This window comes from Pseudomonas macauensis, from assembly GCF_047902425.1.
Classification (GTDB): domain Bacteria; phylum Pseudomonadota; class Gammaproteobacteria; order Pseudomonadales; family Pseudomonadaceae; genus Pseudomonas.
Window position 1 is genome coordinate 5914795 of record NZ_CP138377.1, and the last position, 20572, is coordinate 5935366.

Consider the following 20572-nt stretch of genomic DNA (forward strand, 5'->3'; position numbering starts at 1 on the left):
AGCTTTTCTTCGCCTCACCGCCCCATGCTCATCTGGAAAGAGCGCGTGCAGCGCCTGATCACCCTCGTCCTCGGCCTGCTGCAGCGCTACCCGCACCTGGTCGCCCTGTTCGGTTTCTGTTCCGGGGTGTTCAGCTTCATCATGGTGGACCGCCACCGCGCCGGCTTCGCCCGGGTAATGGCCATCGTCATGCTGGTGAGCTGGGTCTGGCTGATGCTGGAGAACCTGCTCACCGACCGCTTCAAGCGCCGCTTCGGCTGGGAGGTACCGCCGGGGCTGCTGCGCTACGCGACTCAGCTGATTCACCAGGAAAGCCTGTTCTTCTGCCTGCCGTTCTTCTTCATCACCACCACCTGGAACAGCGGCCAGGCCCTGTTCACCGGCGCGCTGACGCTGGCCGGGCTGATGGCGATCACCGACCCGATCTACTACAAGTTCCTCTCGGTGCGGCGCTGGACCTTCCTCGGCTACCACACCCTGACGCTGTTCGCGGTGCTGCTCACCGCCCTGCCGATCATCCTCCACCTGAGCACGCCGCAGAGCTACCAGGCGGCCCTGGGCATCGCAGTGCTGCTGTCCTTCCCGAGCCTGGCGGTGACGGTGAAGATCCACAAATGGTGGCGCTGGCTCGCCCTCGTCGGCCTGACCCTGTCGATTGGTGCGGTGGGCTGGTTCGCCCGCGCCTGGGTGCCGCCCTCGACCCTGTGGATGACCGAGATGGCGGTGACCGAAAGCTTCGACAACGCCCAGCGCACCCCCGGCGACAGCCTGGATACCGTCAGCGTCGCGCAGATCAAAGCCCAGGGCCTCTACGCCTACACCGCGATCACCGCCCCGCGGGGGCTGAATGAGCGCATCTACCACGCCTGGCGCCTGAACGGCCAGGAAGTCGACCGCATCGCCCTGGACATCAAGGGCGGCCGCGAGGCCGGCTACCGCGCCTGGACGCACAAGCAGAACTTCCCGACCGACCCGGTGGGCAACTGGCAGGTGCAGGTGCTGACGGAAGCCGGCCAGGTCATCGGTACGCTGCGCTTCGAGGTCACGCCCTGACCCGCCGGTATCCTTGACCCAGGGCGGCGCTTTCCCCTACAAGACCCTCTTCCGAGAACAAAAAGCGCCGAGAGAGTCATGACCGATACTGCCCTGCACCCATTCGACCGCGCCGTCGCCCTGCAACCCGTGGAAGGCCAGCCCGACCTCTACGACGGCCACACCAGCCCGGACTACTGGAACATGGTCGGCCCCTTCGGCGGCATTACCGCGGCCATTCTCCTGCAGGGCGCGTTGCGCCATCCGCAGCTGCTCGGCAGCCCGCTCTCGCTGACGGTGAACTACGCCAGCGCCGTGGTGGCCGGGGCGTTCCAGGTCCAGGCCACGCCGGTCCGCACCAACCGCTCCACCCAGCACTGGCTGCTGCAACTGCTGCAGGCCGATGAAAGCGGCGAGCAGCAGGTCACCACCACCGCCACCCTGGTCACCGCCCTGCGCCGCGAGACCTGGAGCCAGAGCGACCTGCACATGCCACAGGTGACCCCGCCCGGCGAACTGGAGCGGATGTCCCTTGCGGGCAAGAGCGTGGCCTGGCCGCAGCAGTACGAAATGCGCGCCGCCAGCGGCAGCATCCCGACCCGCTGGGACGGCAGCGGCGAGCACAGCCGCAGCCAGTTCTGGCTGCGCGACGCCCAGCCCCGCCCGCTGGACTTCCTGTCGCTGGCGGCGATGAGCGACATCTTCTACCCGCGCGTCTGGCTGCGCCGCGCCACCCCGGTACCGGCAGGCACCGTGTCGATCACCACCTACTTCCATACCGACCACGCGCAACTGGCGGAAGTCGGCACCGGCTACCTGCTCGGCGACGCCCGTGGACAGGCCTTCCGCAATGGTTTCTTCGACCAGGCGGCGGAGCTGTGGAGCGAGTCGGGCGAACTACTGGCGACCAGCAACCAGATCGTTTACTACAAGGAATGAACCTGTAGGAGCGAGCTTGCTCGCGAACCAGGTCCGCAGTGGGGCCGGTTCGCGAGCAAGCTCGCTCCCACAAGATGCAAAAAGCCCGACGCATGGCCGGGCTTTTTGTTGGGGGCGAGAAGGCTCAGACCTTCTTCACGAACTCCGACTTCAGCTTCATCGCGCCGATGCCGTCGATCTTGCAGTCGATGTCGTGGTCACCGTCCACCAGGCGGATGTTCTTCACCTTGGTGCCGACCTTCACCACCAGGGACGAGCCCTTGACCTTCAGGTCCTTGATCACGGTGACGGTGTCGCCGTCCTGCAGCAGGTTGCCAACGGAATCCTTGATCACGCGAGCATCGCCGTCCGCTTCGGCCGCGCCATTGGCGGACCACTCGTGGGCGCACTCCGGGCAGATCAGCAGATCGCCGTCTTCATAGGTGTATTCGGAGTTGCATTTCGGGCAGGCAGGCAAGGTGCTCACGGCGATTCTCACATTGGAACGGTTGAAAGACCGCAGAGTATATAAGGTTTAAGCCCTTCCTGTCGGTACTGCCGTCGGACAGGCCTTTTTCCGTTCTCACAAGAGCGTTTCGGAAAACTCCCAACAAGTCTCGGAGCCCACGACATTCCATCTTCCGCAACACGCGGCAAAGCTTGCCGGCCTCGGTCTTCCGGCCGATTTTCCGCCAACCGTTCAAGAGAGAACACGCCATGAAACGACTCTGCATCCTTCTCGCCACCTGCGCCGTCCTCGCCGCCTGCGACAAGAAACCCGAACCGGCTCCGCAAGCCAGCGCGCCCGCCGCTCAGCCGGCGGCTCCGGCTCCGGCTGAGCCTGCCGCCGCACCGACGCAAGCACCACAAGCCACCGAGCAGCCCACCACCGAGCAGCCCGCTGAGCAGCAACAGCAGTAATGCCGAACCGGCGCGCGCCTCGCCTGGCGCCGCCGGTCCTCCGTCAGGGCTGCAGTTGACTGAGATAAGCGCTCAGCGCCGCGATATCGCCATCGCTGAGCGAAACCGCCACCCCGAGCATGGGCGAATCCGCCCGGCTGGGATCCTTGTCGCGGTAGCGCTGCAGGGCATGACTCAGGTAGGGGCCGGGCTGGCCGGCAATGCGTGGAATGCCGTCGTGCCCCAGTGCGGCGGCACCGTGGCAGGCGGCGCAGACAGTGCCGAAGCGCTGCGCGCCCTGCGCTGCCAGTGCGTTGTCCACCGGCTCGGTGGCGGGTCTGGGATGGACCTTCTGCTGGCTGAAGTAGAAGGCGATGTTCACCCGCTCCTCCAGGGTCAGCAGCTTCGCGGCCTGGTTCATCACGAAGTCGGTACGCTGGCGGGTGACGTACTTTTCGAAGGCGTCGAACAGGTACTGCGGATTCTGTCCGGCAAGGTTGGGAATGTAGTCACGCTTGCTGTTGCCGTCCTCGCCGTGGCACTTGCTGCACAGCAGGATGCGCTCCTGCGCCGCGGCGTAGGAACGCTCCCGCGCGGCGGGGTCCTTCTCCAGGGCGGCGAGCCGATCCATCATCTCCGATGACTGACCCATTGCCTGGGCACTCGCGCACAGCAGCACCCACAACAGAACGACTCTCCCCATCGCCGCACCCATGCTCGATTTTCCCAGCGTGGAACATAGAGGCTTTCTGAAGGAAGTTTCCGACGCAGATCAAGCCGGCACGCAAATCCTGCGGACAAAAAAAAGGGGAGCATCGTGCTCCCCCGGGGACTGAACCTTAAAGACCCGTCTGTCCTTGGTCAGCCTTCAATTTCTACCAGGATCTCACCGGGGTTGACCCGGTCGCCCTTGGCCACGTGAATGGCCTTCACGGTGCCGGCGATGCCCGCCTGCACCTCGGTTTCCATCTTCATTGCTTCGGTGATCAGCACCGCCTGGCCAGCCTTGACGCTGTCGCCTTCCTTCACCAGCACGTCAACGATGTTGCCCGGCATGGTGGTGGTGACGTGGCCCGGTTCGCTGGCCTGCTTGCGCTTGTTGCCGCCGCCGCCGATGAACTCGTTGAGCGGCTCGAACACCACCTCTTCCGGCATGCCATCCACCGACAGGTAGAAGTGGCGCTTGCCGTCGGTCTTCACGCCGACGCCGGTGATGTCCACGCGGTAGCTCTCGCCGTGCACGTCGACCACGAACTCGGTCGGTACGCCTTCACCACCGGCCGGGGCAACGCCCTTGCCGTTGGGGATTGGCAGCAGCTCTTCGGGCTTCAGGGTGCCGGCGGCGCGCTCCTCGAGGAACTTGCGGCCGATGTCCGGGAACATGGCGAAGGTCAGCACGTCCTCTTCGGACTGGGCCAGGCTGCCGATTTCCTCGCGCAGCTTGTTCAGTTCCGGCTTGATCAGGTCGGCCGGACGCACGTCGATCACTTCCTCATTGCCGATGGCCTGGCGGCGCAGCGCTTCGTCGATCTTGCCCGGCGCCTTGCCGTAGCGGCCCTGCAGGTACAGTTTCACCTCGTTGGTGATGGTCTTGTAGCGCTCGCCGGCCAGCACGTTGAAGAACGCCTGGGTGCCGACGATCTGCGAGGTCGGGGTGACCAGGGGCGGGAAGCCCAGGTCTTCGCGAACGCGCGGGATTTCCGCGAGCACTTCCGGCATGCGGTTCAGCGCGCCCTGTTCCTTGAGCTGGTTGGCCAGGTTGGAAATCATCCCGCCCGGAACCTGGTTGACCTGCACGCGGGTATCCACGCCGGTGAACTCGCTCTCGAACTGGTGGTACTTCTTGCGCACGGCGTGGAAGTACATGCCGATTTCCTGGATCAGCTCCAGGTCCAGGCCGGTATCGAACGGAGTGTCGCGCAGAGCGGCGACCATGGATTCGGTACCCGGGTGGCTGGTGCCCCAGGCCATGCTGGAGATGGCGGTGTCGATACGATCGGCGCCGTTTTCCACAGCCTTCAGCTGGCACATGCTGGCCACGCCGGCGGTGTCATGGGAGTGCACCACCACGTCCAGCGGCAGCGCGTCTTTCAGCGCCTTGACCAGTTCGCCGGTGGCGTAGGGAGTCAGCAGGCCGGCCATGTCCTTGATGGCGATGGAGTCCACGCCCATGTCCGCCATGGCGCGACCCTGGGCCACGAAGGCCTCGATGGTGTGCACCGGGCTGGTGGTGTAGGCAATGGTGCCCTGGGCGTGCTTGCCGGCGGCCTTCACCGCTTCGATGGAAGTACGCAGGTTACGCACGTCGTTCATTGCGTCGAAGATGCGGAACACGTCGATGCCGTTGACCGCCGCCTTGGCGACGAAAGCGCGGACCACGTCGTCGCTGTAGTGGCGGTAGCCGAGCAGGTTCTGACCGCGCAGGAGCATCTGCAGACGGGTGTTGGGCAGCGCGGCCTTGAGCTTGCGCAGGCGCTCCCACGGGTCTTCCTTGAGGAAGCGCACGCAGGCGTCGAAGGTGGCGCCGCCCCAGACTTCCAGCGACCAGTAGCCGACCTGGTCGAGCTTGTCGCAGATCGGCAGCATGTCCTCGGTGCGCATCCGGGTCGCCAGCAGCGACTGGTGGGCGTCGCGCAGGATGGTATCGGTGACGGTGACTTTCTTGGAAACGGTCATGTACGAGATCCTCACAGGCCAGCGTGGGCGGCAATGGCGGTGGCGATGGCGATGGCCAGGTGCGACGGGGTGCGTTTGATGGAGTACTCGGTCAGTTCCGGGTGGCTCTCGACGAAGCTGGTGTTGAACTGCGCGCTGCGGAATTCCGGGTTCTTGAGGATTTCCTGGTAGTAGGCCGCGGTGGTCTTCACGCCCTGCACGCGCATGTCGTCCAGCGCACGCAGGCCACGGTCCAGCGCCTCTTCCCAGGTCAGCGCCCAGACCACCAGCTTCAGGCACATCGAGTCGTAGTACGGCGGGATGGTGTAGCCGGTGTAGATCGCCGTGTCGGTGCGCACGCCGGGGCCGCCGGGCGCGTAGTAGCGGGTGATCTTGCCGAAGGACGGCAGGAAGTTGTTCTTCGGGTCTTCCGCGTTGATGCGGAACTGCAGCGCGAAGCCGCGGTGGATGATGTCTTCCTGCTTGACCGAGAGCGGCAGGCCCGAGGCGATGCGGATCTGCTCGCGGACGATGTCGATGCCGGTGATTTCCTCGGTGATGGTGTGTTCCACCTGCACGCGGGTGTTCATCTCCATGAAGTACACCTCGCCATCGGCGAGCAGGAACTCCACGGTGCCGGCGTTCTCGTAACCCACGGCCTTGGCCGCGCGCACCGACAGGTCGCCGATGTAGGCGCGCTGCTCGGGGGTGAGCTGCGGGCTGGGGGCGATCTCGATGAGCTTCTGGTTGCGGCGCTGGATCGAGCAGTCGCGCTCGAACAGGTGCACGGTATTGCCGAAGGAGTCGGCCAGCACCTGGGCTTCGATGTGCTTCGGGTTGACGATGCACTTCTCGAGGAAGACTTCCGCGCTGCCGAAGGCCTTGGTGGCCTCGGAGATCACACGGGGGAAGTTCTGCTCCAGCTCCTCGCGGCTGTTGCAGCGACGGATGCCGCGACCGCCACCGCCGGAGGTGGCCTTGAGCATCACCGGGTAGCCGATGCGCTCGGCTTCGGAGACGGCTTCGGCGAGGTCGGCGACGTTGCCTTCGGTGCCGGGGGTGCAGGGCACGCCGGCGGCGATCATGCTGCGGCGCGCTTCGGTCTTGTCGCCCATGCGGCGGATCACTTCCGCCGACGGGCCGATGAACTTGATGCCGCGCTCGGCGCAGATTTCCGCCAGCTCCGCGTTCTCGGAGAGGAAACCGTAGCCCGGGTGCAGAGCGTCGCAGCCGGTTTCCACCGCCAGGTTCACCAGGGCGCGCGGGTTGAGATAACCGGCGAGTGGATCGGTACCGATGCTGTGCGCTTCGTCGGCACGCTTGACGTGCAGGGCGTGACGGTCGGCGTCGGCATAGACAGCCACCGAACGGATGCCCATCTCGGCGCAGGCACGCACGATCCGGACAGCGATCTCCCCACGGTTGGCGATCAGGATTTTCTTGATCACTGCGGCTTTCCCTCGGCCCGGGCCTTGTGGACCCCGGCGTAAAAACCAATCGGCAGCTCCGCAACCGGCAGCTGGATATGTTGGCCGGAGCGGGTTCCGGCGTGGATTTACCCTAGCGCGGGAGGGAGGATTAACCAAAATCAATAATTATTGGGGTAGCCATAAAGAATGATTTATAGTCATTCGAAAATGTCGTGATCAGGCCGAGTTCTATGCGTAAGTCATTGATGCGTATGACCCTTCGCCAACTGCAGGTTTTTCGCGCAGTGTGCGAAAGCCGTTCCTACAGCCGCGCGGCGGAGGAAATGGCGCTGACCCAACCGGCGGTCAGCCTGCAGATCCGCCAGCTGGAAGAACTGGTCGGCCAGCCGCTGTTCGAATACATCGGCAAGAAGCTCTACCAGACCGACGCCGCCGACGCCCTGCTGCGCGCGACCAACGACATCTTCCAGCGCCTGGAAGTGCTGGACATGAACCTCTCCGACCTCAAGGGCTCGCTGCAGGGCCAGTTGCGCCTGGCGGTGGAATCCAGCGCCAAGTACATCACCCCGCACCTGTTCGCCGCCTTCCACGCGCAGCACCCGGATGTCAGCCTGAACCTCACGGTGGTCAACCGCGCCCAGGCGATCAAGCGCCTGTCGGACAACCGCGACGACCTGGTGATCATGTCGCTGGTGCCCCAGGACATGGCCCTGGAATTCCTGCCCTTCCTGAACAACCCGATCATCGCGGTGGCGCCACCGGATCACCCGCTGTGCAATGCCGCCAAGCTGTCGCTCAAGGACCTGGAGCCCTATCCGCTGCTGGTCCGCGAGCCCGGTTCGGGCACGCGCAAGGCCTGCGAGGAACACTTCCAGCAGAAGCGCGCGCACTTCCCGCAGACGCTGGAATTCGCATCGCTCGAAGGCTCACGTGAAGGGGTGCTGGCGGGCCTGGGCCTGGCGCTGCTGCCGCGCCATGCGGTCAGCCGCGAACTGCACTCGGGCCTCTTGCGCGAGCTGCCCGTGGAAGAGCTGCCGCTCTACCGCAGCTGGTGTCTGGTGCACGCCCGCGGCAAGCGCCTGAGCCCGGTGGCCCAGGCGTTCGTCGCCTTCATCCGTGAAGAGCGGGCACTGATCAGCCAGCTGGCTGAACGTTTCGCCGGCCCGCCCGTGCAGAAGTGAGGTAGGCGACGGCGATCAGATCGGGGTAATCGGAGGTTTCCACAGCGAGGCGTTGCGCCTCCATGCGGTCCTCGATGGCGCGGCGGAACTGCATGCGCCGCTGGTCTTCAAGCTTGCGGCGGGTCTTGGCGTCCAGTTGGAGCTGGGTGTCGTCGATATGGCGGGGCATCTCGCATCTCCCAAGGCCGAAGGGCTGGAGACGCCAGCATGCTGACGACGGATGACCGTTTGACGACGCGGTGGTGAAGCGTCGGTGACCGCGACGAGCGGTCGGCATCGCGCCTCGGATAACCCGAGGCGCCTTTGCTCTTCGTAGGAGCGAGCTTGCTCGCGAACCGCCCAGCCACCGAGTCGCCGGTTGAATCCGTTCGCGAGCAAGAACTAGGCGTCCCCCTCGCTCCTACACCAAAGCGCTTAGGACGCCTCTTCCGGGCGCTCCTCGTGGCTCTTCACCACTTTCGGCGACAGGCGCAGGCTGCGCAGGCTGCGTTTCACGCTCTTCAAGTGGTTGACCAGGTCCGGGCCGCGGGCCATGGCCACGCCCATCGCCAGCACGTCGATCACCACCAGGTGGGCGATACGCGAGGTCAGCGGGGTGTAGATGTCGGTGTCTTCGTGTACATCCACCGCCAGGTTCACCGTGGCCAGGTCCGCCAGCGGGGTCTGGCTGGGGCACAGGGTGATCAGCGTGGCGCCGGCCTCGCGCACCAGGTTGGCGGTCACCAGCAGGTCCTTGGAGCGGCCGGACTGGGAGATGCAGATCGCCACGTCCGAGGGCTTCAGGGTCACCGCCGACATGGCCTGCATGTGCGGGTCGGAATAGGCCGCCGCCGAGAGCAGCAGGCGGAAGAACTTGTGCTGGGCGTCCGCCGCCACCGCACCGGAGGCGCCGAAGCCGTAGAACTCCACGCGCTGGGCATGGGCGATGGCCGCGATGGCGCGCTCCAGGGCGTGGGTGTCGAGGTGCTCGCGCACTTCCATCAGCGAGTGCAGGGTGGTGTCGAAGATCTTCAGGCTGAAGTCCGCCACCGAGTCGGTCTCGTTGATCGAGAACTGACCGAAGCTGGCGCCGGCGGCCAGGCTCTGCGCCAGCTTGAGCTTGAGATCCTGGAAACCGCTGCAGCCGATGGCGCGGCAGAAGCGCACGATGGTCGGTTCGCTGACGCCAACGCCGTGGGCGAGGTCCGCCATGGAGCTGTGCATGACCGATGCAGGATCCTGCATCACGTGATCGGCAACCTTGAGCTCCGATTTGCGGAGCAGATGACGCGACTGGGCAATGTGCTGCAAAAGGTTCACAGGGGTAGGCTCGGTGATGATTGTCTGAGAATTCTGTAGTCTTGTTGTAGTTATACTACAAATCGACTCGCCACGCCCAGGGAATAAGTCTTGAATACGCCCGCCAGCCCTAGTCTCCCCAGCTCCTGCGACATCCTGGTGTTCGGCGGTAGCGGCGACCTGGCCCTGCACAAGCTACTGCCGGCGCTCTATCACCTGCACCGGGAAAACCGCCTGCCGGCCGACACGCGGATTTTCGCCCTCGCCCGCAGCAACCGCGACACGATGTCCTACCTCGCCCTGGCCGAACGCAATTGCCGCGCCCAGGTGGCGCGCAACGACTTCTCCGCCGAGGCCTGGCGCAGTTTCGCCCAGCGCCTGGAATACCTGGCGATGGACGCCTCCCAGAGCGCCGACTTCGGCCGTCTAGCCAAGGCGCTCAAACGCAGCGAAGGCCGCGTGCTGGTGCATTACCTGGCCACCGCGCCGAGCCTGTTCGCGCCCATCGCGCAGAACCTCAAGGTCGCCGGCCTGGCGGGGCCCCTGGCGCGCATCGTGCTGGAGAAGCCGCTGGGCCATTCGCTGGACTCGGCGCTGGCGATCAACCAGGCGATCGGCGAGGTGTTCGACGAATCCCGGGTGTTCCGCATCGACCACTACCTGGGCAAGGAAACGGTGCAGAACCTGATGGCCCTACGCTTCGCCAACACCCTGTTCGAACCGGTGTGGCGCAACGGGCACATCGACCACGTGCAGATCACCGTCAACGAGACCCTGGGCGTGGAGAACCGCGGCGCTTACTACGACCACGCCGGCGCCATGCGCGACATGGTGCAGAACCACCTGCTGCAGCTGCTCTGCCTGGTGACCATGGAAGCGCCGGTGCGCTTCGACGCCGAGGCGGTGCGCAACGAGAAGGTGAAGATTCTCCAGGCGCTCAAGCCGATTTCCGGGCAGGACGTGCAGGACAAGACCGTACGCGGCCAATACACCACCGGACACATCGGCGGGCAGGAGGTGCCGGCCTACTGGTTCGAGAAAAATGTCGACAACGACAGCGATACGGAGACCTTTGTCGCCGTACAGGCCGAGATCGACAACTGGCGCTGGTCCGGCGTGCCGTTTTACCTGCGCACCGGCAAGCGCATGGCGAAGAAGTGCTCGGAGATCGTCATCCAGTTCAAGCCGGCGCCCAACGGGCTGATCGGCGCCGCCAGCACCGCCAACCGCCTGTGGATAAGGTTGCAGCCCGAAGAGCGCATCAGCGTGCAGCTGATGGCCAAGGCGCCGGGCAAGGGCATGCAGCTGGAGCCGGTGGAGCTGGACCTCAACCTGGCCGAGGCCTTCAGCCGCAACAAGCGCCGCTGGGACGCCTACGAGCGCCTGCTGCTGGACGTGATCGAAGGCGACTCGACCCTGTTCATGCGCCGCGACGAGGTGGAAGCGGCCTGGAGCTGGGTCGACCCGATCATCAAGGGCTGGCAGGAGCACTACCAGAGCCCGCGCCCCTACCCCGCCGGCAGCAACGGGCCGGAGCAGGCGCAGGCGTTGCTGGAGCTGCAAGGGCGCAAGTGGCTGGAGTGATGTGCCGCATCCTCATGCATGACCTGTAGGAGCGAGGGGGACGCCTAGTTCTTGCTCGCGAACAGAACCTACCGGCAGCTCCGACGCTGGTCGGTTCGCGAGCAAGCTCGCTCCTACGAAAAACGCCTTGGCGTTGACCTCGCTCAGCACGTACAACCCGCGGATTGCCTAGAGTGGCGGCCTTTTTCCCACGACCCGCTCCGCCACCATGTCCCACACCCCGTTTTCCCCCGAACTGCTCTGCCCCGCCGGCTCACTGAAGAGCCTGCGCCACGCCTTCGCCTACGGCGCCGACGCCGTCTACGCCGGCCAGCCGCGCTACAGCCTGCGGGTGCGCAACAACGAGTTCGACCACGCCAACCTCGCCACCGGCATCAACGAGGCCCACGCCCTGGGCAAACGCCTCTACGTGGTGGTGAACATCGCCCCGCACAACGCCAAGCTGAAGACCTTCCTGCAGGATGTCGAATCGGTGATCGCCATCGGCCCGGATGCGCTGATCATGTCCGATCCCGGCCTGATCATGCTGGTTCGCCAGCATTTCCCCGAGATTGATATCCACCTCTCGGTACAGGCCAACGCGGTGAACTGGGCCAGCGTGGAGTTCTGGCGGCAGCAGGGACTCAAGCGGGTGATCCTGTCCCGCGAGCTGTCGCTGGAGGAAATCGGCGAAATCCGCGAACGGGTCCCCGGCATGGAGCTGGAAGTCTTCGTCCACGGCGCACTGTGCATGGCCTACTCCGGGCGCTGCCTGCTGTCGGGCTACATCAACCGCCGCGACCCCAACCAGGGCACCTGCACCAACGCCTGCCGCTGGGAATACCAGACCCACGCCGCCCACGAGGACGAACTGGGCCACGCGGTGCGCAATGTCGAACCGACCCTGGGAATCGGCGCGCCGACCAAGGACATCTTCCTGCTCGAAGAAGGCAACCGCCCCGGCGAGCTGATGGAGGCCTTCGAGGACGAGCACGGCACCTACATCATGAATTCCAAGGACCTGCGCGCCATCCAGCACGTGCAGCGTTTGGCGCAGATGGGCGTGCATTCGCTGAAGATCGAGGGCCGCACCAAGTCCCACTACTACGTCGCGCGCACCGCCCAGGCGTACCGCAAGGCCATCGACGACGCCGTCGCCGGCCGTGCCTTCGACCTCGGCCTGATGGACACCCTCGAATCCCTCGCCCATCGCGGCTACACCGAAGGCTTCCTGCGCCGCCATGTGCATGACGAGTACCAGAACTACCAGTACGGCCACTCGCTGTCCGAGCGCCAGCAGTTCGTCGGCGAGTTCACCGGCGAGCGCCGCAACGGCCTGGCCGAGGTGCGGGTGAAGAACCGCTTCGAGGTGGGCGACAGCGTCGAGCTGATGACCCCGGCCGGCAACCGCACGCTGCGTTTGCAGGCGCTGGAGAACAACCGAGGCGAGTCCATCGGCGTAGCGCCCGGCGACGGCCACATCGTCTATGTCCCGGTCCCCGAAGAGCTGGACCTGCAATACGCCCTGCTGATGCGCAACCTGAACGGCGGCACCACGCGGGATGCGCGGGAGCCGGCTGCGGCCGGCAGCTGCGGGAATGATTGCGGCAAATGCGGGTGCGGCGGGAACTGATGCCCAGGCGTAGGGCGTACAACCGTTCGCGGTGGTACGCCGATGCACCCTGATCATCAGCAGACGCATCGGTCGAGCTCGAAGCGCCCTGTCACAGGTTTTCAGATTGGAGTTCGCGCGGTCGGAGACCAGGGGCAAACGGCGTATAACGTCGAACGTTATACGCCCTACGCCGTTACCTCACGGATTCTGCAGAAACACCACATACCCCCTGAACCACGGGCTTTGCGCCAGATAACCCGGCGCCTCCCATTCCCCGTACTGCGCCAGCCCGATGCGGAACGGCAGCTGCAACCGGGCCACGCGCGGCAGGTACGCCGCGTAGTTGGGAATGGTGTGCCGCCCCTGGTAGGTCTGCACCACCACCTCGTCCACCACGCCGGCCAGGCGATTGATGGTCTCCGGCGCGCCGTTGCTGCCCCAGTCCATCAACCCGGTGATGCTCAGCCGACAGTCGGGTGGCAGGCGCTTGCGCAGGTCCTGGAGGAAATCGACGTACTCCCCCAGGTAGCGGGTGCGCGCGTCGAAGTCGATCTGCACGCCCACCACCGGATTGCCGGCCGCGCGCCAGCGGCGCAGCTGGGCCAGCAGGGTGCGGTAGATGTCCTCGTGCCAGCGCAGGGTGTGGGCGCGGTAGACCACCCAGACCTCGCCCCGGGTCAGGCGCGGAATGGCGATACCCTGGGCGATCAGGCGCGCGTTGCCGTCCTTGTAGCGCGGCGCGCTGACTTGTCCCTGCAGCACGTAGAGGGTACGCGCCCGGGCCAGCACCGGCTGCGCAGCGACGCCGCTCCACAGCCAGAAGGCGTCGTGGTCGGCCGCGTCTACCTCGCCCGCGGCAGCGCCGGCGCTGCCCAGCAACAGCAGCGCCAGGGCAACCGCGACGGCTCGCAGCATCGGCTTACCAGTAGTACTTCAGCGCCTTCGCCCAGGGCGTGGCGGCGTACTGGCTCTTCAGCGCGCGGAACCACTGCTTGCGCTGGGACGGGGCGATGTCCTGGCTGCCGCAGCCGCTGAAGCCGCTGGGCGCGTAGCAGTTGATCGCGCGGAACAGCGCATAGGCACGGTCATCTTCCGGTGCCTGCTTGTCGGCGATGACCTTCAGGTAGCCGTCCATGCGCGAATAGGCGGTGCCGGGGAACAGCGACTGGCTGCCGCCCAGCTCACGCTCGCCCGGCGGGTTGTCCAGCGGGAAGCCGTCGAGGTTGTTGCGCAGGATGAACTCACCCAGGCAGTTCAGCGCCTTCGGCGGCTGCGGGCTCTGCTGCAGGTCGCGGGCCACGTCGACGATGGCCGGGCACTCGTAGCCGCTGTCGTTCTTGCCGCCCGGCCACTGGAACAGCGTCAGCGGCATGCTGCCGTAGAGGTAACCGATGCTGGCGCCCAGCGGCTTGTTGGTCGGCTCGGCGGGCAGCAGCGCGAGGTCGTCGATAAAGGCCTGGTACTGGCCGTGCAGCAGATCCTTGTAGAGCAGGGCGAACAACGCGGTGTCGCGCTCCTCGACCGAGGCCGAGGTCGAGCGCGCCTGCTGGCGCAGCAGATCGGGGCCGGCGACGTGGCGCAGGAGAATCTCGCGGATGATCGGCGTCTGCACCGGCGAGCCCTCGGCGAAGACCTTCACCAGGCGGTCGCTGCGCTCGTAGTTGAAGGCCAGGGCCAGTTCCAGCTGGTCGCGCTGCAGCGGTTGCCTGGCCATCGGCAGCAGGCGCAGCCAGAGCTTCTCGGCGCTCAGCCAGTCGTTGCCGGCCTCCAGGGCGAAACCACGCAGCGCCTGCTGGCTGAAGGCGAGGTAGTCGAGCTTCTCGGGAATCTCCTCGGGCAGGCTCTTCAACGCCTCGGCCGGCTTTTCTTCCACATACAGCTGGTAGGCCGCGGTCAGGTAGTCATGCAGGCCAGGCTGCTTGGCGAACAGTTCCTTCTGCCCCGCCAGACCTGCACTGTCCAGGGCACGCGGCTCGTTCGGCTCGTGATGGCGCATCTGCATCAGGTCGAGCACGGCCAGCAGGCGCGGGTCGCGGACATCCACCGGGTGGGCGGTGACCAGCAGCTTGTTGTCGACTTCCTGGATCAGCGGGCCCAGGTCGGCGTCGTGGCGGGCAAACAGCTCGGCGTATTCCCCGGCCAGGCGGCCCTCGTCGCTCATCAGCCAATAGACGCGGCGCAGCAGACCCTTGGCCGAGCCGGCGTACTGGCCCTGTGGATAACGCTTGAGGTAGTCGCCCAGGCTCGCCTCGGCGCCCTTCAGGACGTTCTTGTCGACCTTGCGCAGGTCGGGGTAGCCCATGTCGTCGAAGGCGTTCTGCTGGGCCTCGTTGAGCTGGCTGCGGGCGATCATGTAGCGGGCGGTTTCCTGCAGCCAGGGCAGGTCGCTGTCCTGCAGGGCGCGGAAGGCCTTGAGCGCCTCGCCGAAGCGGCCGCTGTAGAACTCCGCCGCGCCCTTGAGGTAGCTGGCGAACGCCTTGCCCGGCGCGGATTGCAGGTCGCCGGGGAGGATGACGGTGAGCTGGGTGTCATCCCACTGGCAGGCGCCGAGCAGGGTCAGGCGGCCGCGCGCCAGGCTCTGCCGCTCTTCGGCCGACAGCCCTTCCACCAGTAGCAGTTGGCTGAGGAAGTCCTGGGCGGTAGCGGCGTTGTTGCTGCGGCAGCGGCTGCCTTCGCCGCTGGCGAAGCTGTCGGCGGATTGCGCCAGGCTGTCCGCCGGCAGGCCGATGCGCGCCACCAGGTCGGCCAGCGGCGCGCTCGCCTGGGTGCCGCTCGCCGGGCCGTCGGCATCGGTGGACTGCCCATCGTCGAGCAGGCGCGCCATCGGGAACGGCACCTTGCCGTAACCCAGCTGCTGCTCATCGTCCGACAGCGGCCGGTCCGGAAGATTCGCCTGGCCTGCGTCGGCCAGCAGCAGCTGCAGGTTGATCCGGCTGTCGTTGCCGGGGCTCAGGAACGGCAGGCTGTTGCACACGTCCAGCGTGTCGCGCTTGAGGTTCCAGCTCGGGTAGCAGGAGTCGTCGCTGCTCGCGCGCGCTTCCTGCACGCCGAGGCAGCCAATCGTCAGGGCCAGTAGGGTGAGTCCGTGCAGACGCATGGAGGGTCCTTGTCCGTTGAGGCCCGCACGCCGGGCGCGGGAGGTTGGTTCAGGGGAAGAATCTTACCTCGCCGTCCCCACACTTGCCCGTTTCTATCGTCGCCGGACTGTAACGGCCAGCAACCGCCTGTCAGAGCCTGCGACACGTTGTCCAGCTGTGGACTTGTTTGCTCCGGCGCAAAGAAGATTCCGGCCCAAGGGGTATCTCTGTGCTCGACGACAGTTCGTCCATTACGGAGAAGTACTCATGCATGATCAGGAAGAGATGTCCCTTTCCCGGCGCAGCCTGCTGGCCGGCGCGGTGGTGCTCGGCGTCACCGGCTCGATGCTCGGCAGCACGCGCGCCTTCGCCAAGGGCGAGCCCGCGCCGAAGAACATGGGGCCGGCGCCTGACCTGTCCAAGCTGGAACACGTCCAGGTCGAACTGGTCGCCCCGCCCTTCGTCCACGCCCACGAACAACGCACCACGGGCAAGCAACGCGTGGTCCAGTTCCGCATGGTGATCGAGGAGAAGAAGCTGGTCATCGACGACGATGGCACCGAAATCCACGCCATGACCTTCAACGGCTCGGTGCCCGGACCACTGATGGTGGTGCACCAGGACGACTACGTCGAACTCACCCTGGTCAACCCGGCCAGCAACACCCTGACCCACAACATCGACTTCCACGCCTCCACCGGCGCCCTGGGCGGCGGCGCGCTGACCATCATTCAGCCCGGCGAAGAGGTGAAACTGCGCTTCAAGGCCACCCGCCCCGGCGTGTTCGTCTACCACTGCGCGCCGGGCGGGGCGATGATCCCCTGGCACGTGGTCTCGGGCATGAACGGCGCGCTCATGGTGCTGCCGCGCGATGGTCTGAAGGACCGCGACGGCCGGCCGCTGAAGTACGACAAGGTGTTCTACATCGGCGAGCAGGACTTCTACGTCCCGCGGGACAAGGACGGCAACTTCAAGCGCTACGCCAAGCCCATGGACGGCTACAACGACATGCAGGAAGTCATGAAGGGGCTGGTCCCCAGCCACATCGTGTTCAACGGCAAGGTTGGCGCCCTGACCGGCAAGAACGCGCTGACCGCCAACGTCGGCGAGACCGTGCTGCTGGTCCATTCCCAGGCCAACCGCGATACCCGTCCGCACCTCATTGGCGGCCACGGCGACCATGTCTGGGCCACCGGCAAGTTCAACAACCCGCCGGAGCAGGACCTGGAAACCTGGCTGATCCCCGGCGGCGCGGCCGGCGCATCACTCTACACCTTCCTGCAGCCGGGGCTGTACACCTACCTCAACCACAACCTGATCGAGGCCGTCCTGCTGGGCGCCGCCGCCCACATCCAGGTCGAAGGCAAGTGGAACTCCGACCTGATGACCCAGATCGAGCCGCCGACGCCGATCAAGTAAGGCCCACGGCCGGCTCCCCGGAGCCGGCCATTTCCCGGTCTCTTCGCGGACATCGCAGCCCATGCGCAAGACAACCCTGATCGGTGTGCCCGTCGCGCTCCTGGTCGGCGCTGCCGCCCTGCTGCCACGGCCGCAGTACGACCCGACGCTGGCGCCGGAAACCGTGGCGCTGGCGCCGCGTGAGTTCAGCTTCCGCCCCGCCGGCGACTACTGGCGGGAAAAACGGGCGGTGGACGCGCCGTCGCGGCGTGAACATCTCGCCCCCCGCTTCGAAGTCATGAAATTCCAGGTCAGCCAGGGTGAGTACGCTCGCTGCGTAGCCGACGGCGACTGCCTGGCACTCGACACCCGCTCACCGAGCCCGGACCTGCCGCTCACCGGCGCCAGCCTGCTGGACGCGCAGCTCTATGCCGACTGGCTGTCCCGGCGCACCGGGCAACGCTGGCGCCTGCCCACCGACCAGGAGTGGGCCTTCTTCGCCGGCTCGCGCTGGGCCGATGACGCCCTGCGCATCGAGGACGACGACGGCAGCAACCCGGCCCGGCGCTGGCTGGCCCGCTACCGTTTCGAGGCAGAAACTCGCACCAGCGCCTCGGCATCGCCGCAGACCCGCGGCAGCCACGGCCTGAACGAGTTCGGCGTGGCGGACCTGGGCGGCAACGTCTGGGAATGGACGCAAAGCTGCCACCAACGGGTGAACCTCGACGCCCAGGGCCGCCAGACTGATCGTGCGCAGTACTGCTCGATCCGCATCGCCGAGGGCCGCCACCGCGCCGCCATCAATGATTTCGTCCGCGACGCCCGCGGCGGCGGCTGCAGCGCCGGGCAGCCGCCGGACAACCTGGGCTTCCGCCTGGTCAGGGACATCCCTTGATTCCCCTCAAGTCCCGCGACCCGCCATCGCAAGTATGCTGCGGCGGGACCCAGGGAATCGTAGCCGTGACCACCCATCTCTCCGTCAACCGCGCCTGGCTGGCCAACCTGCCGCCCTTCGCCAACAGCAGCCGCGAAGAACAGGACGACATCCTGCGCGAAGCCAGCGTGCTGCGTCTGCGCAGCGGCGCCACCGTGTTCGAGCAGGGCGCGCCGGCGCAAGCCTTCTACCTGCTGGTCCATGGCCGCTTGAAGGCGACCCAGCTCACCGGCGACGGCCAGCGCGTGCTGGTGCGCATGGTCAATCCGGGCGATCTGTTCGGTTTCGCCCGCGCCCTTGGCCGGCCGGACTACCCCGCCACCGCCTGCGCAACCCTGGACAGCCTGGCGCTGGCCTGGCCGACCAGCCAATGGGAACCCCTGCTGGCGCGCCACCCCGGTTTCGCCCTGAACACCGTGCAGGCCATCGGCGAGCGCCTGCAGGAGGCCCACGTGCGCTTCTGCGAACTGGCCACCGAGGAAGTCGAACGGCGCGTCGCCCACGCCGTGCTGCGGCTGATCCAGCACTCCGGTTTTCCGGAAGCGGACGGCATCCGCATCGATTTCCCGGTCACCCGCCAGGATATTGCCGAGATGACCGGCACCACCCTGCACACCGTCTCGCGCATCCTCAGCGCCTGGGAGGACCGCGGCCTGGTTCGCGGCGGACGGCAGAAGCTGCTGGTATGCGCCCCGCAGCAGCTGATGCGGATCGCCGGCGACGAGCGGGAACCCGCGCGCGAAGGCGCTTGACTGCAATCAAGGAGCTCCGCGCGCGGCCGTCCCTAGACTGGCAACCACCATCACGACGACTGCGGCCGCCGTGCCCCACTGAACCGAGGCCCGCCATGACCGACAACCTTACCGAACGCACCCTGAGCGACCTGGCCTTCAGCGTGCCGGGCAGCACCGCGCTGTTCCACGACTACAAGCTCGACTTCTGCTGCGCCGGCCAGCGCAGCCTGGGCGAAGCGGCCAGCGAGCAGGGCCTCGACGCCCAGCGCATCGCCGCTGAGCTGCAGGCGCTGCCGCCCGCGAACGATCAGATCGACTGGCGATACAGCAGCAATGACCAGTTGATCGACCACATCCTGGAGCGCTACCACAAGGTCCACCGTGAGCAGTTGCCGGCGCTGATCCCGCTGGCCGAACGCGTCGAGAAAACCCATGCCGCGCATCCGCAGTGCCCGGCCGGCCTGACCGCGCACCTGAAGAAGATGCAGGAAGAACTGGAATGGCACATGTGCAAGGAAGAAAGCGTGCTGTTCCCCTGGCTGCGCCAGGGCATTCCGCTGACCCACGTGCAGGGGCCGATCGGCGTGATGCGCCATGAGCACGACGAACACTCGCAGTCCCTCGCCGTACTGGCCGACCTGACAGGGGACCTCACCGTGCCGGCGGACGGCTGCAACAGCTGGCGTCGGCTCTACAGTGGCCTGGAAGAGCTGCGCCGCGACCTGATGCAGCACATCCACCTGGAGAACAACCTGTTGTTCCTGGGCGCCAATCATCCGGCCTGAACACCGGACCTCGAGCCAGGAGGACGACCAGTGACAGCTTGTCTCACCACGCTGCCAGGTGGCATCGCGCATACTGGCGGGATTGTCCCCGCCCAGGAGCGCTCCGCCATGCTCGCGCATCGCGTCCACCACCAGATTCTGTGCGGCCACCATCTGTTCAACGTGCTCAACGAGGAACAGATGGAGCAGCTGCTCGCCACCAGCACGCTGCTCAACCTGGAGAAAGGCGACAAGCTGTTCCTCCAGGGCGAACCGGCCCACGCCTTCTATTTCGTGATTTCCGGCGCTGTGAAAATCTTCCGCCTGACCCCGGAGGGCCAGGAGAAGGTGCTGGAAGTCGTCGGCAGCCGGCAGACCTTCGCCGAGGCCATGATGCTGATGGACACATCCAACTACGTGGCCTCGGCCCAGGCGCTGGAGCCCACCCAGGTCTACCGCTTCGCCAACCGCACCTACATGGAGCTGCTGCACAGCAACCCGCAGCTGCCCTTCTCCCTGCTCGCCACCCTCTGCGTGCGCCTGCACCGGCGGATCAACGAGATCGAGACGCTGTCGCTGAAGAACTCCACCCACCGCGTGGTGCGCTACCTGCTGACCCAGCTGAACCGCCAGGGCAGCGAGGACCACCGCTTCGAACTGCCGATGGCCAAGCAACTGGTGGCCGGGCACCTGTCGATCCAGCCGGAAACCTTCTCCCGCGTGCTGCGGCGGCTGATCGACGAGAACATCATCGACCTCAACGGCCGCACCGTGCAGGTACTCGACGTCGGGCGCCTGGAACAGTTCGAGTAAGCCATGCGCCAGTGCCTGTACTGCCAGCACGAGAGCCCCGAGGGCCACGCGGATTGCCCGCAGTGCGGGATGCCGTTGCCGGTGGACCAAACCGCAGCGCGCCAGCGCCGCCAGCGGAGATTCGCGTGGTACTGCGCGTTCCTTGCGCTGTTCTGCCTCGTCATGATGCTCTGGCTGCCGCGCTGAGCCCCAAACCGGACTGCCCCTTGTAGGAGCGAGCTTGCTCGCGAACAGGCCCCGCCGCGGGATTTGGTTCGCGAGCAAGCTCGCTCCTACAGAC

General features: G+C 66.2%; 20 protein-coding genes. 12 read left to right on the forward strand and 8 right to left on the reverse strand.

Annotation, left to right across the window (positions count from 1 at the left end; translation table 11 throughout):
• The first annotated feature begins 24 nt into the window (after window positions 1-24).
• On the forward strand, window positions 25-1053 hold the full coding sequence (locus tag SD196_RS26995) for a DUF5924 family protein (RefSeq protein WP_275609338.1): 1029 nt from the start codon (window positions 25-27) through the stop codon (window positions 1051-1053).
• Between the two features lie 78 nt (window positions 1054-1131).
• Window positions 1132-1971 carry an acyl-CoA thioesterase gene (locus tag SD196_RS27000; protein ID WP_275609339.1) on the forward strand — a complete coding sequence of 280 codons (840 nt, stop codon included), beginning with the start codon at window positions 1132-1134 and terminating at the stop codon, window positions 1969-1971.
• Between the two features lie 124 nt (window positions 1972-2095).
• On the opposite strand, the gene SD196_RS27005 is transcribed toward SD196_RS27000, so the two are convergent.
• On the reverse strand, window positions 2096-2437 hold the full coding sequence (locus SD196_RS27005) for a zinc ribbon domain-containing protein YjdM (RefSeq protein WP_207884978.1): 342 nt from the start codon (window positions 2435-2437) through the stop codon (window positions 2096-2098).
• Window positions 2438-2667: 230 nt separating this feature from the next.
• On the opposite strand from SD196_RS27005, the gene SD196_RS27010 reads away from it, so the two are divergent.
• Window positions 2668-2871: a hypothetical protein gene (locus SD196_RS27010; protein ID WP_416310875.1), complete on the forward strand. Its 204-nt coding sequence runs from the start codon at window positions 2668-2670 to the stop codon at window positions 2869-2871.
• Between the two features lie 43 nt (window positions 2872-2914).
• On the opposite strand, the gene SD196_RS27015 is transcribed toward SD196_RS27010, so the two are convergent.
• The 3 genes from SD196_RS27015 to SD196_RS27025 form a co-directional block, all read right to left on the reverse strand.
• Window positions 2915-3502 (reverse strand): c-type cytochrome, encoded by a 588-nt coding sequence (locus tag SD196_RS27015; RefSeq protein WP_275609341.1) that lies wholly within the window; start codon window positions 3500-3502, stop codon window positions 2915-2917.
• A gap of 209 nt (window positions 3503-3711) precedes the next feature.
• Window positions 3712-5526 carry a sodium-extruding oxaloacetate decarboxylase subunit alpha gene (gene oadA, locus SD196_RS27020; RefSeq protein ID WP_331314951.1) on the reverse strand — a complete coding sequence of 605 codons (1815 nt, stop codon included), beginning with the start codon at window positions 5524-5526 and terminating at the stop codon, window positions 3712-3714.
• Between the two features lie 11 nt (window positions 5527-5537).
• The gene (locus SD196_RS27025) at window positions 5538-6953 is read right to left on the reverse strand and encodes an acetyl-CoA carboxylase biotin carboxylase subunit (protein WP_275609343.1); all 1416 of its coding nucleotides are present in this window, start codon (window positions 6951-6953) and stop codon (window positions 5538-5540) included.
• Window positions 6954-7180: 227 nt separating this feature from the next.
• Here SD196_RS27025 and SD196_RS27030 point away from each other — a divergent pair, with 227 nt between their 5' ends.
• A complete protein-coding gene (locus tag SD196_RS27030) occupies window positions 7181-8116 on the forward strand; it encodes a LysR family transcriptional regulator (protein ID WP_275612038.1) in 936 nt (311 codons plus the stop codon).
• On the opposite strand, the gene SD196_RS27035 is transcribed toward SD196_RS27030, so the two are convergent.
• The gene (locus tag SD196_RS27035; protein ID WP_275609344.1) at window positions 8070-8285 is read right to left on the reverse strand and encodes a PA3496 family putative envelope integrity protein; all 216 of its coding nucleotides are present in this window, start codon (window positions 8283-8285) and stop codon (window positions 8070-8072) included. The two genes, SD196_RS27030 and SD196_RS27035, sit on opposite strands and share 47 nt — an antisense overlap.
• Before the next feature lie 245 nt (window positions 8286-8530).
• Complete coding sequence (hexR, locus tag SD196_RS27040) at window positions 8531-9415, reverse strand: transcriptional regulator HexR (protein WP_152227592.1); 885 nt, start codon at window positions 9413-9415, stop codon at window positions 8531-8533.
• Window positions 9416-9505: 90 nt separating this feature from the next.
• On the opposite strand from hexR, the gene zwf reads away from it, so the two are divergent.
• Window positions 9506-10978, forward strand: a complete 1473-nt coding sequence (gene zwf / locus SD196_RS27045; RefSeq protein ID WP_331314957.1) for a glucose-6-phosphate dehydrogenase — start codon at window positions 9506-9508, stop codon at window positions 10976-10978.
• Between the two features lie 208 nt (window positions 10979-11186).
• Window positions 11187-12590, forward strand: coding sequence for a tRNA 5-hydroxyuridine modification protein YegQ (yegQ, locus tag SD196_RS27050; protein ID WP_416310876.1), 1404 nt, complete (start codon window positions 11187-11189; stop codon window positions 12588-12590).
• 180 nt (window positions 12591-12770) lie between these two features.
• Here yegQ and SD196_RS27055 read toward each other — a convergent pair whose 3' ends face one another.
• The gene (locus SD196_RS27055) at window positions 12771-13487 is read right to left on the reverse strand and encodes a DUF3142 domain-containing protein (RefSeq protein WP_416310877.1); all 717 of its coding nucleotides are present in this window, start codon (window positions 13485-13487) and stop codon (window positions 12771-12773) included.
• A 4-nt stretch (window positions 13488-13491) separates the two neighbouring features.
• Complete coding sequence (locus SD196_RS27060; RefSeq protein WP_416310878.1) at window positions 13492-15669, reverse strand: outer membrane assembly lipoprotein YfiO; 2178 nt, start codon at window positions 15667-15669, stop codon at window positions 13492-13494.
• Between the two features lie 247 nt (window positions 15670-15916).
• Here SD196_RS27060 and nirK point away from each other — a divergent pair, with 247 nt between their 5' ends.
• The 6 genes from nirK (at window position 15917) to SD196_RS27090 (ending at window position 20478) form a co-directional block, all read left to right on the forward strand.
• The gene (gene nirK, locus SD196_RS27065; protein ID WP_416310879.1) at window positions 15917-17068 is read left to right on the forward strand and encodes a copper-containing nitrite reductase; all 1152 of its coding nucleotides are present in this window, start codon (window positions 15917-15919) and stop codon (window positions 17066-17068) included.
• Window positions 17069-17129: 61 nt separating this feature from the next.
• Complete coding sequence (locus SD196_RS27070; RefSeq protein ID WP_416310880.1) at window positions 17130-17942, forward strand: SUMF1/EgtB/PvdO family nonheme iron enzyme; 813 nt, start codon at window positions 17130-17132, stop codon at window positions 17940-17942.
• Window positions 17943-18007: 65 nt separating this feature from the next.
• Window positions 18008-18733, forward strand: a complete 726-nt coding sequence (locus SD196_RS27075; RefSeq protein WP_331314970.1) for a Crp/Fnr family transcriptional regulator — start codon at window positions 18008-18010, stop codon at window positions 18731-18733.
• Window positions 18734-18828: 95 nt separating this feature from the next.
• Window positions 18829-19500, forward strand: coding sequence for an iron-sulfur cluster repair protein YtfE (ytfE, locus tag SD196_RS27080; RefSeq protein WP_416310881.1), 672 nt, complete (start codon window positions 18829-18831; stop codon window positions 19498-19500).
• A 108-nt stretch (window positions 19501-19608) separates the two neighbouring features.
• Window positions 19609-20292 (forward strand): Crp/Fnr family transcriptional regulator, encoded by a 684-nt coding sequence (locus SD196_RS27085; RefSeq protein ID WP_343575713.1) that lies wholly within the window; start codon window positions 19609-19611, stop codon window positions 20290-20292.
• Between the two features lie 3 nt (window positions 20293-20295).
• Window positions 20296-20478: a protein DnrP gene (locus SD196_RS27090; protein WP_331314976.1), complete on the forward strand. Its 183-nt coding sequence runs from the start codon at window positions 20296-20298 to the stop codon at window positions 20476-20478.
• Window positions 20479-20572: the final 94 nt, after the last annotated feature.

Coding starts and splice junctions, on each gene's coding strand:
- SD196_RS27030 (WP_275612038.1), top strand. CDS start 7,181: ATGCGTATGACCCTTCGCCAACTGCAGGTTTTTCGCGCAGTGTGCGAA.
- SD196_RS27000 (WP_275609339.1), top strand. CDS start 1,132: ATGACCGATACTGCCCTGCACCCATTCGACCGCGCCGTCGCCCTGCAA.
- SD196_RS26995 (WP_275609338.1), top strand. CDS start 25: ATGCTCATCTGGAAAGAGCGCGTGCAGCGCCTGATCACCCTCGTCCTC.
- SD196_RS27010 (WP_416310875.1), top strand. CDS start 2,668: ATGAAACGACTCTGCATCCTTCTCGCCACCTGCGCCGTCCTCGCCGCC.
- SD196_RS27055 (WP_416310877.1), bottom strand. CDS start 13,487: ATGCTGCGAGCCGTCGCGGTTGCCCTGGCGCTGCTGTTGCTGGGCAGC.
- nirK (WP_416310879.1), top strand. CDS start 15,917: ATGCATGATCAGGAAGAGATGTCCCTTTCCCGGCGCAGCCTGCTGGCC.
- SD196_RS27085 (WP_343575713.1), top strand. CDS start 19,609: ATGCTCGCGCATCGCGTCCACCACCAGATTCTGTGCGGCCACCATCTG.
- yegQ (WP_416310876.1), top strand. CDS start 11,187: ATGTCCCACACCCCGTTTTCCCCCGAACTGCTCTGCCCCGCCGGCTCA.
- SD196_RS27035 (WP_275609344.1), bottom strand. CDS start 8,285: ATGCCCCGCCATATCGACGACACCCAGCTCCAACTGGACGCCAAGACC.
- SD196_RS27090 (WP_331314976.1), top strand. CDS start 20,296: ATGCGCCAGTGCCTGTACTGCCAGCACGAGAGCCCCGAGGGCCACGCG.
- SD196_RS27070 (WP_416310880.1), top strand. CDS start 17,130: ATGCGCAAGACAACCCTGATCGGTGTGCCCGTCGCGCTCCTGGTCGGC.
- SD196_RS27015 (WP_275609341.1), bottom strand. CDS start 3,502: ATGGGTCAGTCATCGGAGATGATGGATCGGCTCGCCGCCCTGGAGAAG.
- oadA (WP_331314951.1), bottom strand. CDS start 5,526: ATGACCGTTTCCAAGAAAGTCACCGTCACCGATACCATCCTGCGCGAC.
- ytfE (WP_416310881.1), top strand. CDS start 18,829: ATGACCGACAACCTTACCGAACGCACCCTGAGCGACCTGGCCTTCAGC.
- SD196_RS27060 (WP_416310878.1), bottom strand. CDS start 15,669: ATGCGTCTGCACGGACTCACCCTACTGGCCCTGACGATTGGCTGCCTC.